Here is a 14,281-nt window from a genome sequence, read left to right on the forward strand (position 1 = left end):
GCTCCACCCCGTCCGACCCGGGCGGCTCGACGCCACCGCCCGACAGCGGCACGCCGAGCCCGGCCGTGTCCTAGGGCGCGCGTCTCAGGCGACGGGATCGGCGGGATGGGGTGCGAGCAACGGCAGCTGCGAGGCCAGCCGCTGCTCGCACAGCTCCACGAGACGGTCGTAGCCGGCCTTGCCCATCAGCTCGGTCAGCTCCGCCCGGTACGACACGTACACGGGCTCGCCCGCGCCGTGCGCCGAGGTCGCCGACGTGCACCACCAGTGCAGGTCATGCCCGCCCGGACCCCAGCCCCGGCGGTCGTACTCGCCGATCGACACCTGCAGCACCCGCGTGTCGTCGGGCCGGTCGATCCAGTCGTAGGTCCGCCGGATCGGCAGCTGCCAGCACACGTCCGGCTTCGTCTCGAGCGGCTCGCGGCCCTCCCGCAGGGCCAGGATGTGCAGCGAGCAGCCCGCGCCGCCCGCGAACCCGGGGCGGTTCTGGAAGATGCAGGAGCCCTGGAAGGGGCGGGTCTGCCGGTCGCCGTCCTCGTCCTCGGAGACCCAGCCGCCCCGCAGCCCCTCGTCGTGGTGCTGCCAGATGTCCGGGGTGAGCCTCGCCACATGCTGGGCGACGCGCTTCTCGTCGTCCTCGTCGGAGAAGTGGGCACCCAACGTGCAGCACCCGTCGTCCGCGCGGCCGGCCTGGATGCCCTGGCAGCCGCTGCCGAAGACGCAGTTCCAGCGGGAGGTCAGCCATGTCAGATCGCACCGGAAGACCTGCTCGTCGTCCGCCGGATCAGGGAACTCCACCCACGCGCGCGGGAAGTCGAGGCCCTTCTCGTCGGCCTCCCGGGGCTGCTTCGGCAGCTTCGACCTCTTCGCCGGCTTCACCGGTGATGAACCCTTGGCGGACTTGTCGTCCTTCGCCCTTTTCGTCTTTGGCACAGGACCAGCGTACGGCCCCCGCAGCCCCATGGAATACGGAGGACCGCCCAGGTGGCAGTAGCGTTCCGTACATGAGACTCGGTGTCCTCGACGTGGGATCGAACACGGTGCATCTGCTGGTGGTGGATGCGCACCCCGGCGCATGCCCGCTGCCCGCGCACTCGCACAAGGCGGAACTGCGCCTCGCCCAACTCCTCGACGACAGCGGCGCGATCGGCCCCGCGGGCGTCGAGAAACTGATCGACGTCGTCCAGGGCTGTCTGCAGGCCGCCGAGGACAAGGGCGTGGAGAACTTCCTGCCCTTCGCCACCTCCGCCGTGCGCGAGGCCAGCAACGCCGATGACGTCCTCGCGCGCGTGCAGGCCGAGACCGGCGTCGAGCTGCAGGTCCTCACCGGCGAGGAGGAGGCCCGGCTCACCTTCCTCGCGGCCCGCCGCTGGTTCGGCTGGTCCGCGGGCAAGCTGCTCGTCCTGGACATCGGCGGCGGCTCCCTGGAGATCGCCTACGGCATCGACGAGGAACCCGACGCCGCCGTCTCCCTCCCCCTCGGCGCGGGCCGCCTGACCGCGGGCTGGCTCCCCGGCGACCCCCCGGACGCGGAGTCCATACGCTCCCTGCGCCGCCATGTCCGCGCCCAGATAGCCCGCACGGTGGGCGAGTTCAGCCGCTTCGGCGCCCCCGACCACGTGGTCGCCACGTCCAAGACCTTCAAGCAACTGGCCCGCATCGCAGGCGCGGCCCGGTCGACCGAGGGCCTGTACGTCCAGCGAGAGCTGAAGCGCGAGTCCCTTGAGGCGTGGGTGCCGAGGCTGGCCGGTATGACCGAGGCCCAGCGCGCCGACCTCCCGGGCGTCTCGGAGGGCCGCGCGGGCCAGCTCCTCGCCGGCGCCCTGGTGGCAGAGGGCGCCATGGATCTCTTCGGTGTCGACAGCCTGGAGATCTGCCCCTGGGCCCTCCGCGAGGGCGTCATCCTCCGCCGCCTCGACCACATGGGGGCGGCGTAGCGCGCCCCAAAGGGGTGCGGTGCTGTGACATTGGCGACTCCGTCGCGGGCGCGAGCAACCACAAATCACCCGCACCCGCCCGTGGCAAACACCACAACGGCGAAGAGGCACCCGGCCCCCAACCCCCCGCACCCCGTACCCTGTCCGCATGGCGGAGCCAGTCGTGTGCATCCCGGATGCGAAGGTCGCGCTGTCCACGGCCTCGGTGTACCCGGAGTCCACGGCGACGGCCTTCGAGATCGCCGCGCGCCTCGGGTACGACGGAGTCGAGGTCATGGTGTGGACCGACCCGGTCAGCCAGGACATCGAGGCGCTGCGCAGACTCAGCGACTACCACCGCATCCCGATCCTGGCCGTCCACGCCCCCTGTCTGCTCATCACCCCGCGCGTGTGGTCGACCGACCCCTGGGTCAAGCTGCAGCGCGCCCGCGCGGCGGCCGAGAAGCTCGGCGCGAGCACCGTCGTCGTGCACCCGCCGTTCCGCTGGCAGCGCCAGTACGCGCGGGACTTCGTCACCGGGATCTGGCGCATGGCGAACGAGACGGACGTGCGGTTCGCCGTCGAGAACATGTACCCCTGGCGTTACCGCGACCGCGAGATGCTCGCGTACGCACCCGACTGGGACGTGACGAAGGAGGACTACCGCCACTTCACGATCGACCTCAGTCACAGCGCCACGGCCCGCTCCGACGCCATGCACATGGTCGACCGCATGGGCGACCGCCTGGGCCATGTCCACCTGGCCGACGGCAAGGGGTCGGCGAAGGACGAGCACCTGGTACCCGGCCGCGGCTCCCAGCCCTGCGCCGAGCTGCTGGAACGCCTCGCCCTGACCGGCTTCGACGGCCATGTCGTCATCGAGGTCAACACCCGGCGCGCCATGTCAGGCGCCGAACGCGAGGCCGACCTCGCGGAGGCGCTGGCCTTCACCCGGCTGCACCTCGCGTCGGCGGTGAAGGTGCCCCGGCCGTGACCGACACCGCCTCCCGGCGCCGGGGACGTCGCCCCCGTACCGAATCCGCCGACACCCGGGACCGGATCCTGACCGTGGCCCGCGAGGAGTTCTCCGAACGCGGGTACGACAAGACGTCCGTGCGGGGGATCGCGAAGGCGGCCGGTGTGGACTCCGCGCTGGTGCACCACTACTTCGGCACCAAGGAACAAGTCTTCGCGGCGGCGATCGAGGTTGCCTTCGCCCCCGCGCTGCACGCCCCCGAGGCGCTGGCCGACGGCCCCCTCGACGGCGTCGGGGAGCGCCTGACCCGCTTCATCTTCGGCGTATGGGAGAACCCGACGACCCGCACGCCCCTGCTGGCGATCCTGCGCTCCGCCGTCAACAACGAGACCGCCGCCGCCGTCTTCCGCCGCCTGGTCGCCTCCCAGCTGCTGCGCCGCGTCGCCGCCCAGCTGGACGCGCCGGACGCCGAGCTGCGCGCCGAACTGGCGGCCGCTCAGCTGGTGGGCTGCGCGATGATGCGGTACGTGATCAAGCTGGAGCCGCTGGCCTCGGCGGACATGGAGCAGGTGATCGCGCGAGTGGCGCCGGTGGTGCAGGGCCATCTGACCGGGAGCTGACGGTACGACCCGGTGCGGGCCGCCGAGACGGTCGTCCCGCATTCCGGACACCGCGTCCCGACCCCTGGATGACGGGCGTAGTCTCGGTAGCAGCCCTACCTGTCTGAAGGAGCGAGCGACGATGCCCGAGCTGAGGTCCCGCACAGTCACCCACGGCCGCAACATGGCGGGCGCCCGCGCCCTTATGCGCGCCTCCGGTGTACCGGGTGCGGACATCGGCCGCAAGCCGATCATCGCGGTCGCCAACTCCTTCACCGAGTTCGTGCCGGGCCACACGCACCTGGCGCCGGTCGGCCGGATCGTCAGCGAGGCGATCACCGAGGCGGGCGGCATCCCGCGCGAGTTCAACACGATCGCCGTGGACGACGGCATCGCGATGGGCCACGGCGGCATGCTGTACTCCCTGCCCTCCCGCGACCTGATCGCGGACTCGGTCGAGTACATGGTCGAGGCGCACTGCGCCGACGCCCTGGTCTGCATCTCCAACTGCGACAAGATCACGCCGGGCATGCTGATGGCGGCCCTGCGCCTGAACATCCCGACGGTGTTCGTCTCCGGCGGCCCGATGGAGGCCGGCCGCGCCACGCTGGTCGACGGCACGGTCCGCACGCTCGACCTCGTCGACGCGATCTCCGACGCCGTCAACGACAAGATCTCGGACGAGGACATCCTCCGCATCGAGGAGAACGCCTGTCCGACCTGCGGCTCCTGTTCCGGCATGTTCACCGCCAACTCGATGAACTGCCTGACGGAGGCCATCGGCCTCTCCCTCCCCGGCAACGGCTCGGTCCTGGCCACCCACACCGCCCGCAAGCAGTTGTACGTCAACGCCGCGCGGACGGTCATGGACATCACCCGCCGCTACTACGAGCAGGACGACGACACGGTCCTGCCGCGCTCCGTCGCCACCTTCGCGGCCTTCGAGAACGCGATGGCGCTGGACATCGCGATGGGCGGCTCGACCAACACGATCCTGCACCTGCTGGCCGCGGCCCAGGAGGCGGGCGTCCCCTTCGGCCTGAACGAGATCGACGCGGTCTCGCGCCGGGTGCCCTGCCTCGCCAAGGTCGCCCCGAACGTCGCGAAGACCCGCACGTACTACATGGAGGACGTGCACCGCGCGGGCGGCATCCCCGCCCTGCTCGGCGAGCTGCACCGCGGCGGCCTCCTGAACGAGGACGTCCACTCCGTCCACAGCCCGTCGCTGGCCGACTGGCTGAAGACCTGGGACGTGCGCGGCGGCTCCCCGTCGCCCGAGGCGGTCGAACTGTGGCACGCGGCCCCCGGCTGCGTCCGCTCCGCCGAGGCCTTCTCCCAGTCCGAGCGCTGGGAGGCCCTGGACGAGGACGCGGTGGACGGCTGCATCCGCTCCGTCGAGCACGCGTACTCCAAGGACGGCGGCCTCGCGGTCCTCAAGGGCAACCTCGCGGTCGACGGCTGCGTGGTGAAGACGGCCGGCGTCGACGAGTCCATCTGGACCTTCGAGGGCCCGGCGGTCGTCTGCGAGTCGCAGGAAGAGGCCGTCGAGAAGATCCTCAACAAGCAGGTCACGGACGGCGACGTGGTCGTCATCCGCTACGAGGGCCCCAAGGGCGGCCCCGGCATGCAGGAGATGCTCTACCCGACGTCCTTCCTGAAGGGCCGCGGCCTCGGCAAGACCTGCGCCCTGATCACCGACGGCCGCTTCTCCGGCGGCACGTCGGGCCTGTCCATCGGCCACGCCTCGCCCGAGGCGGCGTCCGGCGGCACGATCGCCCTCGTCGAGGACGGCGACCGCATCCGCATCGACATCCCGAACCGCACGATCGAACTCCTCGTCTCCCCGGAGGAACTCACCCGCCGCGAGCAGGCCCTCGGCGGCGTCTACGCCCCCAAGTCCCGCGAACGCAAGGTCTCGGCGGCCCTGCGGGCCTACGCGGCGATGGCGACGAGCGCGGACAAGGGCGCGGTGCGGGACGTCTCAAAGCTGGGCTGAGCCGCGCCGCCGTAACGGAAGCTGTCGGGGCCGTCCCTGCCGGGGGCGGCCCCTTCCACGTCCCACGACGCCCCCCGCCGCCTCACCATCCCGACGGATCCCGCGCATCCACAGCGAAGACGGTGCCGTCGGGGGCGGTGGCGTAGACGTGGTTGTGGGTCAGGACGGGGGTGGGGAGGGCGGCGGTCACCACTTGGGCCGTGCTCGCGCCGAGCCGCGCCGGGGTCTGCCCGGCGAGTGTCCCCTTGCGGGCGTCCACCGCGAGCAGGCGTCCATCGGCGGCGCTGACATACACGTAACGGCCGTCGGAGACGGGAGCGGAGCCCCGGCTCACCGAGGTCTCGATGGTCCACAACTGCTTGCCGGAGTGCGTGTCGACGGCCGCCAGCGAACCGCCGGCGGCCAGCAGGTAGACGACGCCGCCGCGCACGCCGGCGTGGGCACTCTGACGGCGGACGGGCAGGGCGACCCTGCGCGTCGCCCCGGATCGGGGGTTGTAGCGGACCACCGCCTGTGTGTCGCCGTAGACGGGGTCGGCGGCCAGGAAGAAGACCGAGCCGCCGGAGGTTCCGACCGGTTCCAGGGAGCCCTTCAGATGGGCGTCCCAACGGACGTCACCGGTGGTGGGATCCACGGCGGTGACATGAGTGCTCGTCCCCTGGGCGGAGACGCTGAACAGGTATGCCAGCGGGTCGCCGGCGAAGGAGCTGAAGGCCGACGCATGGTCGTCCGCGATGGGCCGGGACCACTTCGTCTCGCCCGACGCGCCGTCCACGCCGCTGACGGTGCCGTCCGCGTGCGTCAGCAGGATCATGCCGCCGACCGGCTGCGCCAGGGTGTACGCGCGGACGTCCCGCTCCCAACGGACCTTGCCCGAAGCGGGATCCAGGGCTTCAAGGTGCCTGCCATGGTCGGGAAGCGGCTGCACGAGACCACCCGACAGGACCGGAGGAGTGCTCCAGCGTGTCGTGCCGGCGCCGTGCCGCCACAGGAGACCGCCGTCGGACGGGTCGAGGGCGAACACGACGCCGGGCCGCGCGCAGAGCAGCTTCCCCGCTCCGTACGAGCACCGCACCGCACCGCTCCCCGACACCGGATCCGCAGCCCAGGCACGGTACGTCGCGGGGGCGGTCGGGCGCGCTGTGCCGTGCGAAGCGGTGGGCTTGTCACCGAACAGCTGGACGGAGGTGAGCACGCCACTCGCGACGAGGACGAGCGCCCCGGCGGCGAGCAGCACTCTCCGGCGCCGGCCGGGCCGCGCGGGCGGTTGTGCCGGCTCCTCGACGCGCGGTGGGACCGGCGGTGGTGGCTCGTCGCCGGACCGCTGCGCCGGTATGAACGCCTGGGTGTCGTACGAGGCCGCGACCGACCGGAGCTCCCGCATCAACTCGTCGGGTGTGGGGCGGCTTTCCGGCTCCTTGGCCAGGCAGCGCGACACCAGCTCCGCCAGGTCCTCCGGTACGCCGGTCAGATCCGGCTCGTCGTGCACGACCTGGTAGGCGACCACGTACGGGCTGTCGGAGTCGAACGGGCCGCGCCCCGTGGCCGCGTGCACCAGTACGGAACCGAGCGCGAAGACGTCGGCGGCGGGCCCGACCTCCCGTGGCCGCCGGAACTGCTCGGGTGCCATGAAGGGCGGCGTACCGATCAACTTCCCTGTCTCGGTGCGCAGTTCGCTGTCCTTTGGCCGAGAGATGCCGAAGTCGATGACCTTCGGACCGTCCTCGGCGAGCAGCACGTTGCTCGGCTTCAGGTCCCGGTGCACGACCCCGACCCGGTGGATGTCGCGCAGCGCCTCGGCGAGCCCGGCCATCAGTCGGCGCAACTGGGCCGGGGCCATCGGTCCATTCCGTTTCACATGATCGGAAAGCGTGGGTCCCGGAATGAACAGCGTGGCCATCCAAGGCCGTTCGGCCTCCGGATCGGCGTCCACCACGGACGCGGTGAAGGCGCCGCTCACCCGTCGCGCCGCAGCGACCTCCTGCCGGAAACGCCCCCTGAACTCGGGGTCCTTGGCGAACTCCGCGTGTACGACCTTCACCGCGAGCTTCATCCCGGAGGTGCTGCGGGCCAGATGCACGACTCCCATGCCGCCGGAACCGAGGCAGGACTCCAAGCGGTAGTGACCGGCGTAGGCGGGAAGTTCCGCTTCCGCGCCCGCTCCGGTGTTGCGCTCAGGCGCCATGGGACCACCCCCGTGCTGTTCGTCCGCGCGCGCGACGCACGGAGCCTAGTCGATGACGCGTACGAGACCGAGGCGGCTTGCTGGCGTTCGTGAGCGAGTTGCGTACATGTGTTTCATGGCGCGTTTTCGGGGAATCAACGGGACCCCATGGCATGCATGGGGCTCAACGGGGGAGGTTTTCCATGTCTGTCGACCAGCTCGGCGAGGCCGAGAGCAACAAGGGCGAGGCCGTCGCGACTACGGCCGCCGCGAGCGCGACCCTGCACTACTACCCGGTGGCACCCGGCGTCCGTCTCAACGTCCGTCGCGGCCCGGGGACTCAGTACGGCATCGTCCGTGTCCTGCCCGAAGGCGCGCAGGTCCCCATCTTCTGCCAGACACCGGGCACGAGCGTGACCGGTCCGTACGGCACCTCGAACATCTGGGACAACATCGACGACGGCGAGTTCGTCTCGGACGCCTACGTCCTCACAGGCAGCGACGGCTACGTGGCCTCCCGCTGCGGCTGACATTCCCTATGCGAAGGACTCTGAATGACCTCTCGGAGACGTAGATCCTTACTGCTCGGCGGTGCCGCCGGAGCCCTGCTCATGGTCCTGGGCTCGGCGGCCACGGCGAACGCGGTGACCGTACAGACCTATCCGACCGCACCCGGGATCCGGCTGAACGTTCGCAGCGGGCCCGGCACGAACTTCACCATCGTGCGTGTCCTGCCCTCCGACACACGGGTCCCGATCTTCTGCCAGTCCCCGGGCACGACGGTGTCCGGCTATTACGGCACCTCGAACATCTGGGACAACATCGACAGCGGCGAATACGTCTCCGACGCCTACGTCAACACCGGCAGCGACGGCTACGTCGCCTCCCGCTGCGGCTGACCCGTCCGGTCCCGGAGGGAGCCCGCCCCGGCCCCGGAGCCATAATCGTCACGTGAGCGACGAAAACGGCACCCCGGCGGCCCCGGCGGGCTCCACCGGTCCCCGCCCAGAACCGATCCGCTTCTTCGGCACGACCTGGGTGAACCACGACAACGGCTACGCCCTCCGCCGCATCGGCGCAGCCACCGGCTCCCTCGCCGCCGCCGTGGCCGCCTGCCTCGTCCTCGACTTCGCCTACCAAGGGCTCCAGATCGCCGACAGCGGCGCCTTCGTCACCGCGCTGGTCGTCGTCATGTTCGCCGTCTGCAGCGCGCTGGCCTTCCGGCACACCTGGGACTCCTTCAACCGGCACCCCGACCCCGACCGTCAGGCCTCCCTGCGCGGCCTGCTCGCCATCGGCTTCGTCGGCTCCCTCCTCGCCTACTTCCTCCGCTCCCTCACCGAGGCCCCCGGCGAGACACTTCACCGCGACGAGTACGAAGCCGCCCTCGAGCAGCACGAGAAGCGCACCGTCCGCCGCACGGGCAACCCCTCCAAGAAGCGCCGCCGTTCGTAGGGGTGAGCGGGGCGCACCGCACGCCTCCCGCTCACCACAAATTCGCTGCCCGGGCCAACCAACGCGGGCCACCATGGCCGTATGACGCTGCATCCGGACGCCACCAGGGCCCATTCCTTCAACGCGGCCGCCGCCCAGTACGCGGCGAACCGCCCCGCCTACCCCCCGTCCCTCTTCGACGCCGTCGAGGAACTCGCCGGCCGCCCCCTGGCCGGAGCCCGGGTCGCGGACGTCGGGGCCGGTACCGGTATCGCCACCGCCCTGCTGCACGCACGCGGAGCCGAGGTGCTCGCGGTGGAACCCGGCGACGGCATGGCGGCCCAGTTCCGCCGCACCCTCCCCGACGTCCCCCTCGTCCGCGGTGACGGCAACGCCCTCCCGCTCGCCGACCACTCGGTCGACTTCCTCACCTACGCCCAGGCCTGGCACTGGACCGACCCGGCGCGCTCGGTGCCGGAGGCCCGGCGCGTGCTGCGGCCCGGCGGGGCGCTCGCCCTCTGGTGGAACCGGGACCCCACCGACGTCCCCTGGATCACCGAGCAGTCCGAGCGCATACGGCACCACTTCCGCGGCCACCACGGCAACAAGCAGGGCGCCGCCGCCACCCGCACGGAGGGTGCCTTCAAGGGGGTCGAGGACGTCCCACCCCACGCGCATCGCGTCGTGCGCTGGAGCCGCAGGATCCCCCTCGACACCCATCTCGCCAACATCGGCAGCCACTCGATCTTCCTCGTCCAGGACAAGGAGACGACCAACGCCTTCCTCGCCGAGGAGCGCGAGCACCTGCTGCGGATCTTTCCCGACGGCACGGTCGAGGAGGTCTACGACGTCCTGCTGATTGTCGCCACACCCTGAGGCTCCCTCGCGGCGGCCGGCCTCCCAGCGACGCGTCAAGCGCGCGCAAGCGATGCCCACCCCCTTCGGCACTTGACGCCTCCGGCCGCCCGCGAGGATTATTCATCGCATGATGAATTACGCGTCCGTGCGCAGCGACCCCCCGGGCGATCCCGCCGTCCGCGCCGACGACCTCACCGTCGTCCGCGGCCCCCGCACCGTCCTGCGCGGCCTCGGCTTCACCGTCCCGCGCGGCCAGATCACCGGCCTGCTCGGGCCCTCCGGCTGCGGCAAGTCGACCCTGATCCGCTCGATCGTCGGCACCCAGGCCAAGGTCACCGGCACCCTCGAGGTCCTGGGCCGCCCCGCCGGCCACCCCACCCTGCGCACCCGCATCGGCTACGTCACCCAAGCCCCCTCCGTCTACGACGACCTCACCGTCCGCCAGAACCTCGACTACTTCACCTCGATCCTCACCCCGAACCGCAGCTCGACCGACCGCCGCCAGGACGTCGACCGCGTCCTCGCCGACGTCGACCTCACCAGCCACGCCGACGCCCTCGCCGGCAACCTCTCCGGCGGCCAGCGCAGCCGCGTCTCGCTGGCGGTGGCCCTGCTGGGCACACCGGAACTCCTCGTCCTGGACGAGCCGACCGTCGGACTCGACCCGGTACTCCGCCGCGACCTGTGGAACCTCTTCCACTCCCTCGCCGCCGACCGCGGCGCCACCCTCCTCATCTCCTCCCACGTCATGGACGAGGCCGAACGCTGCCACCGCCTGCTGCTGATGCGCGAGGGCGAGATCCTCGCCGACGACAGCCCCGACGCCCTGCGCACCCGCACCGGCGCCGACACCGTCGAAGCAGCCTTCCTGCACTTGGTCGACGAGGCCACAGCGGCCGCCCGCGAGAAGGAGACCACCCGATGAGCACCGCGACCGCGCCGACCACGACGGCCGACCCCGCCGCACCCCGCGCCCTGAACCTCTCCCGCACCACCGCCACGGCCGCCCGCGTCCTGCGCCAACTGCGCCACGACCCGCGCACCATCGCGCTGATGCTCCTCGTCCCCTGCGTGATGCTGGTCCTGCTGCGCTACGTCTTCGACGGAAGCCCGCACACCTTCGACAACATCGGCGCCTCACTCCTCGGCATCTTCCCGCTGATCACCATGTTCCTGGTGACCTCGATCGCCACCCTCCGCGAACGCACCTCCGGCACCCTCGAACGTCTCCTCGCCATGCCCCTCGGCAAGGGCGACCTGATCGCCGGCTACGCCCTCGCCTTCGGCACCATCGCGATCATCCAGTCCGTCCTCGCCACCGCCCTCGCGCTCTGGGCCCTCGGCCTGGACGTCACCGGCAGCCCCTGGCTCCTGCTCCTGGTCGCCCTCCTCGACGCCCTGCTCGGCACCGCCCTCGGCCTCTTCGTCTCCGCCTTCGCGGCCTCCGAGTTCCAGGCCGTCCAGTTCATGCCGGCCGTGATCTTCCCCCAGCTCCTCCTCTGCGGCCTGTTCACCCCCCGCTCCGACATGCACCCCGTCCTGGAGGCCATCTCCGACGTCCTGCCCATGTCCTACGCCGTCGACGGCATGAATGAGGTCCTCAAACACACCGACATGACCGCCACCTTCGTACGCGACGTCCTCATCGTGGCCGGCTGCGCGCTGCTGGTGCTCGGCCTCGGAGCTGCCACCCTGCGCCGCCGCACCGCGTGACCACCCACCGGACAACCGAGCCGCACGACCACCCCCGGTGCGAGGATGAACCCGGACGACGCAAACCCCCGGAGGCATCCGCGCCATGACCCAGAAAGTCGCAGTCCTCGGCACCGGCAAGATCGGCGAAGCCCTGCTCAGCGGAATGATCCGCGGCGGCTGGGCCCCCGCCGACCTCCTGGTCACCGCACGCCGCCAGGAACGCGCCGAGGAACTCCGCACCCGCTACGGAGTCACCCCGGTCAGCAACCCGGAAGCCGCCAAGACCGCCGACACCCTGATCCTCACCGTCAAGCCGCAGGACATGGGCACCCTCCTCGACGAACTCGCCCCGCATCTCCCCGCCGACCGCCTGGTCATCAGCGGCGCCGCGGGCATCCCCACCTCCTTCTTCGAGGAGCGCCTGGCCGCAGGCATCCCCGTCGTCCGTGTCATGACGAACACCCCCGCCCTCGTCGACGAGGCGATGTCCGTCATCTCCGCCGGCACCCACGCCACCGCCGACCACCTCGCCCACGCCGAGGAGATCTTCGGCTCCGTCGGCAAGACACTGCGCGTCCCCGAGTCCCAGCAGGACGCCTGCACCGCCCTCTCCGGCTCCGGCCCGGCCTACTTCTTCTATCTGGTCGAGGCCATGACCGACGCCGGCATCCTGCTCGGCCTGCCCCGCGACAAGGCCCACGACCTGATCGTCCAGTCCGCGATCGGCGCCGCCACCATGCTCCGCGACAGCGGCGAACACCCGGTCAAGCTCCGCGAGAACGTCACGTCCCCGGCGGGCACCACCATCAACGCCATCCGCGAACTCGAGAACCACGGCGTACGGGCCGCCCTCATCGCCGCCCTGGAAGCCGCCCGCGACCGCAGCCGCGAACTGGCCTCCGGCAAGAAGGACTGACCGACCGCACGGAGACACCGGCGTCGGCCCGCGCGCCTATCCTGCGGTGTTCAGCACCACGTCGGCAGCGGCGCCGGTATCCGAAACGGCCGGCAGCAAGCCGATCGCCCGATACGCGGCATCCACGGTCGGCCGGGCCATCGCCCGTGCCTTCTCCGCACCATCCCGCAACACCCCCTCCACATAGCCAGGATCGGCGCACAGCGCCCGGTGCCTCTCCTGCACGGGCCTCAAGACCTCGACCACGGCCTCCGCGGTGTCCTGCTTCAAGGACCCGTACGACTCATATACACCGCTCAGGTCCTCCGGGTTCCCACCTGTGCAGGCGGCCAGGATCTCCAGCAGATTCGCCAGGCCGGGCCGCTCCTCCCGGTCGTAGACGACCTCCCGCCCGCTGTCGGTCACGGCCCGCATGACCTTCTTGCGCACCACGTCGGGTTCGTCGAGCAGATAGACGACACCCAGGCCCGACTCGTCGGACTTCCCCATCTTCCGCGTCGGCTCCTGCAGGTTCATCACCCGCGCGCCGACCGCCGGCACAGTCGCCCGCGGAACCGTGAACGTGTGGCCGTAGCGCTGGTTGAACCGCACGGCCACATCCCGCGCCAACTCCACATGCTGCTTCTGGTCCTCGCCGACCGGCACCTCGTCCGTGCCGTACGCCAGGATGTCCGCCGCCATCAGCACCGGATACGTCAGCAGCGACAGCCGGACACTCCTGCCCCGGGCGGACTCCTTCGCGGCCTTCTCCTTGTACTGGATCATGCGCCGCATCTCGCCGTCCGTCGCCACACACTCCAGCAAGTACGACAGCCGCGCGTGCTCGTCCACATGGCTCTGTACGAAGAGGGTGCACAACTCGGGATCCAGGCCCGACGCCAGCAGCAGCGTCGCCGCCTGCTGACTCAGTCTGCGCACCCGCGCCGGATCGTGCTCCACGGTCAGCGCGTGCAGATCGACGACACAGAACAGCGCGTCGGCCTGATGCTGGTCCGCCGCGGCCCACCGCCGCATGGCTCCCAGATAGTTCCCCAGGGTCAGGTGTCCGGTCGGCTGGATACCGCTGAAGACCCGTGCCATCTCCACTCCTTCTCCGTCGCGGCCCGCCGTCCCGGTCGGCCGCCCCTCGGAGATCCGGAGGAGATACGAGAACGGCCGCCGAAGCGGCGGCCGTTGAGTGCATACGCGAGTTCGGCCGCCGTCAGGCGGCCCACCACTGATGGGTACACGTACGCGTTGTCATGACAGCCAGCCTACGCCTCCGAGGTGCGGACCGGCAGCGAGTTGACACACCCAGGAGAGATCCGTAAGGTACTTCGAGTTGTCCGACGTGAGAGCCGACTCCGGTCGGTCCCCGGACAGCCATTCCGCAGGTACCAACCACTAGTCGACTGCCGTCGAACAGGCCGCCGTCGTTTTATTGGCATGCGTATTTGCGAAATGAGGAATCCGCGTTCGAATGGACGTGAGCCCCCGATTAGCGCGGGGGCCGGGAATCCGCTAAAGTCTCACTCGTCGGAACGGCCCAACGGCCGGGAAGACAACCCCCTCTGACGGGGAATCAGACACCGAAAGGGTCTGATAGAGTCGGAGACGCAAGACCGAAGGGAAGCGCCCGGAGGAAAGCCCGGAAGGGTGAGTACGAAGGAAGCGTCCGTTCCTTGAGAACTCAACAGCGTGCCAAAAATCAACGCCAGATATGTTGATACCCCGTTCCCGGCCGGTTT

At 70.6% G+C, this 14,281-nt stretch carries 14 protein-coding genes; 11 read left to right on the forward strand and 3 right to left on the reverse strand.

The window, feature by feature from the left end:
• Nucleotides 1-84 precede the first annotated feature (84 nt).
• Nucleotides 85-933: a hypothetical protein gene (locus GRC12_RS32055; protein WP_208783044.1), complete on the reverse strand. Its 849-nt coding sequence runs from the start codon at nt 931-933 to the stop codon at nt 85-87.
• 71 nt (nt 934-1,004) lie between these two features.
• On the opposite strand from GRC12_RS32055, the gene GRC12_RS32060 reads away from it, so the two are divergent.
• The 4 genes from GRC12_RS32060 (at nt 1,005) to ilvD (ending at nt 5,487) form a co-directional block, all read left to right on the forward strand.
• Nucleotides 1,005-1,937 (forward strand): Ppx/GppA phosphatase family protein, encoded by a 933-nt coding sequence (locus GRC12_RS32060; RefSeq protein WP_208783045.1) that lies wholly within the window; start codon nt 1,005-1,007, stop codon nt 1,935-1,937.
• 148 nt (nt 1,938-2,085) lie between these two features.
• Nucleotides 2,086-2,910: a sugar phosphate isomerase/epimerase family protein gene (locus GRC12_RS32065; protein WP_208783046.1), complete on the forward strand. Its 825-nt coding sequence runs from the start codon at nt 2,086-2,088 to the stop codon at nt 2,908-2,910.
• Complete coding sequence (locus GRC12_RS32070; protein WP_208783047.1) at nt 2,907-3,512, forward strand: TetR/AcrR family transcriptional regulator; 606 nt, start codon at nt 2,907-2,909, stop codon at nt 3,510-3,512. Before GRC12_RS32065 ends, GRC12_RS32070 begins: the two co-directional genes overlap by 4 nt.
• Before the next feature lie 121 nt (nt 3,513-3,633).
• Nucleotides 3,634-5,487, forward strand: a complete 1,854-nt coding sequence (gene ilvD, locus GRC12_RS32075; RefSeq protein WP_208783048.1) for a dihydroxy-acid dehydratase — start codon at nt 3,634-3,636, stop codon at nt 5,485-5,487.
• A gap of 82 nt (nt 5,488-5,569) precedes the next feature.
• On the opposite strand, the gene GRC12_RS32080 is transcribed toward ilvD, so the two are convergent.
• Complete coding sequence (locus GRC12_RS32080) at nt 5,570-7,672, reverse strand: serine/threonine-protein kinase (RefSeq protein WP_208783049.1); 2,103 nt, start codon at nt 7,670-7,672, stop codon at nt 5,570-5,572.
• A gap of 182 nt (nt 7,673-7,854) precedes the next feature.
• On the opposite strand from GRC12_RS32080, the gene GRC12_RS32085 reads away from it, so the two are divergent.
• The 7 genes from GRC12_RS32085 to proC all read left to right on the forward strand — a co-directional run bounded on the left by GRC12_RS32085 (nt 7,855) and on the right by proC (nt 12,554).
• Nucleotides 7,855-8,181: an SH3 domain-containing protein gene (locus GRC12_RS32085; protein WP_208783050.1), complete on the forward strand. Its 327-nt coding sequence runs from the start codon at nt 7,855-7,857 to the stop codon at nt 8,179-8,181.
• Between the two features lie 24 nt (nt 8,182-8,205).
• On the forward strand, nt 8,206-8,550 hold the full coding sequence (locus GRC12_RS32090) for an SH3 domain-containing protein (protein WP_208783051.1): 345 nt from the start codon (nt 8,206-8,208) through the stop codon (nt 8,548-8,550).
• A 52-nt stretch (nt 8,551-8,602) separates the two neighbouring features.
• A complete protein-coding gene (locus GRC12_RS32095) occupies nt 8,603-9,106 on the forward strand; it encodes an EamA/RhaT family transporter (protein ID WP_208783052.1) in 504 nt (167 codons plus the stop codon).
• A gap of 81 nt (nt 9,107-9,187) precedes the next feature.
• Nucleotides 9,188-9,961, forward strand: coding sequence for a class I SAM-dependent methyltransferase (locus tag GRC12_RS32100; protein WP_208783053.1), 774 nt, complete (start codon nt 9,188-9,190; stop codon nt 9,959-9,961).
• A 109-nt stretch (nt 9,962-10,070) separates the two neighbouring features.
• Entirely contained in the window at nt 10,071-10,868 is a 798-nt protein-coding gene (locus GRC12_RS32105; protein ID WP_208783054.1) for an ABC transporter ATP-binding protein, read from the forward strand.
• A complete protein-coding gene (locus GRC12_RS32110) occupies nt 10,865-11,656 on the forward strand; it encodes an ABC transporter permease (RefSeq protein ID WP_208783055.1) in 792 nt (263 codons plus the stop codon). The genes GRC12_RS32105 and GRC12_RS32110 overlap by 4 nt, the downstream gene beginning before the upstream one ends.
• 85 nt (nt 11,657-11,741) lie before the next feature.
• Complete coding sequence (proC, locus tag GRC12_RS32115; protein ID WP_208783056.1) at nt 11,742-12,554, forward strand: pyrroline-5-carboxylate reductase; 813 nt, start codon at nt 11,742-11,744, stop codon at nt 12,552-12,554.
• Between the two features lie 36 nt (nt 12,555-12,590).
• On the opposite strand, the gene trpS is transcribed toward proC, so the two are convergent.
• A complete protein-coding gene (gene trpS, locus GRC12_RS32120) occupies nt 12,591-13,634 on the reverse strand; it encodes a tryptophan--tRNA ligase (protein WP_208783057.1) in 1,044 nt (347 codons plus the stop codon).
• Nucleotides 13,635-14,281: the final 647 nt, after the last annotated feature.

Origin of the sequence: Streptomyces griseorubiginosus, from assembly GCF_017614965.1 — a bacterium.
Taxonomy (GTDB): domain Bacteria; phylum Actinomycetota; class Actinomycetes; order Streptomycetales; family Streptomycetaceae; genus Streptomyces; species Streptomyces griseorubiginosus_B.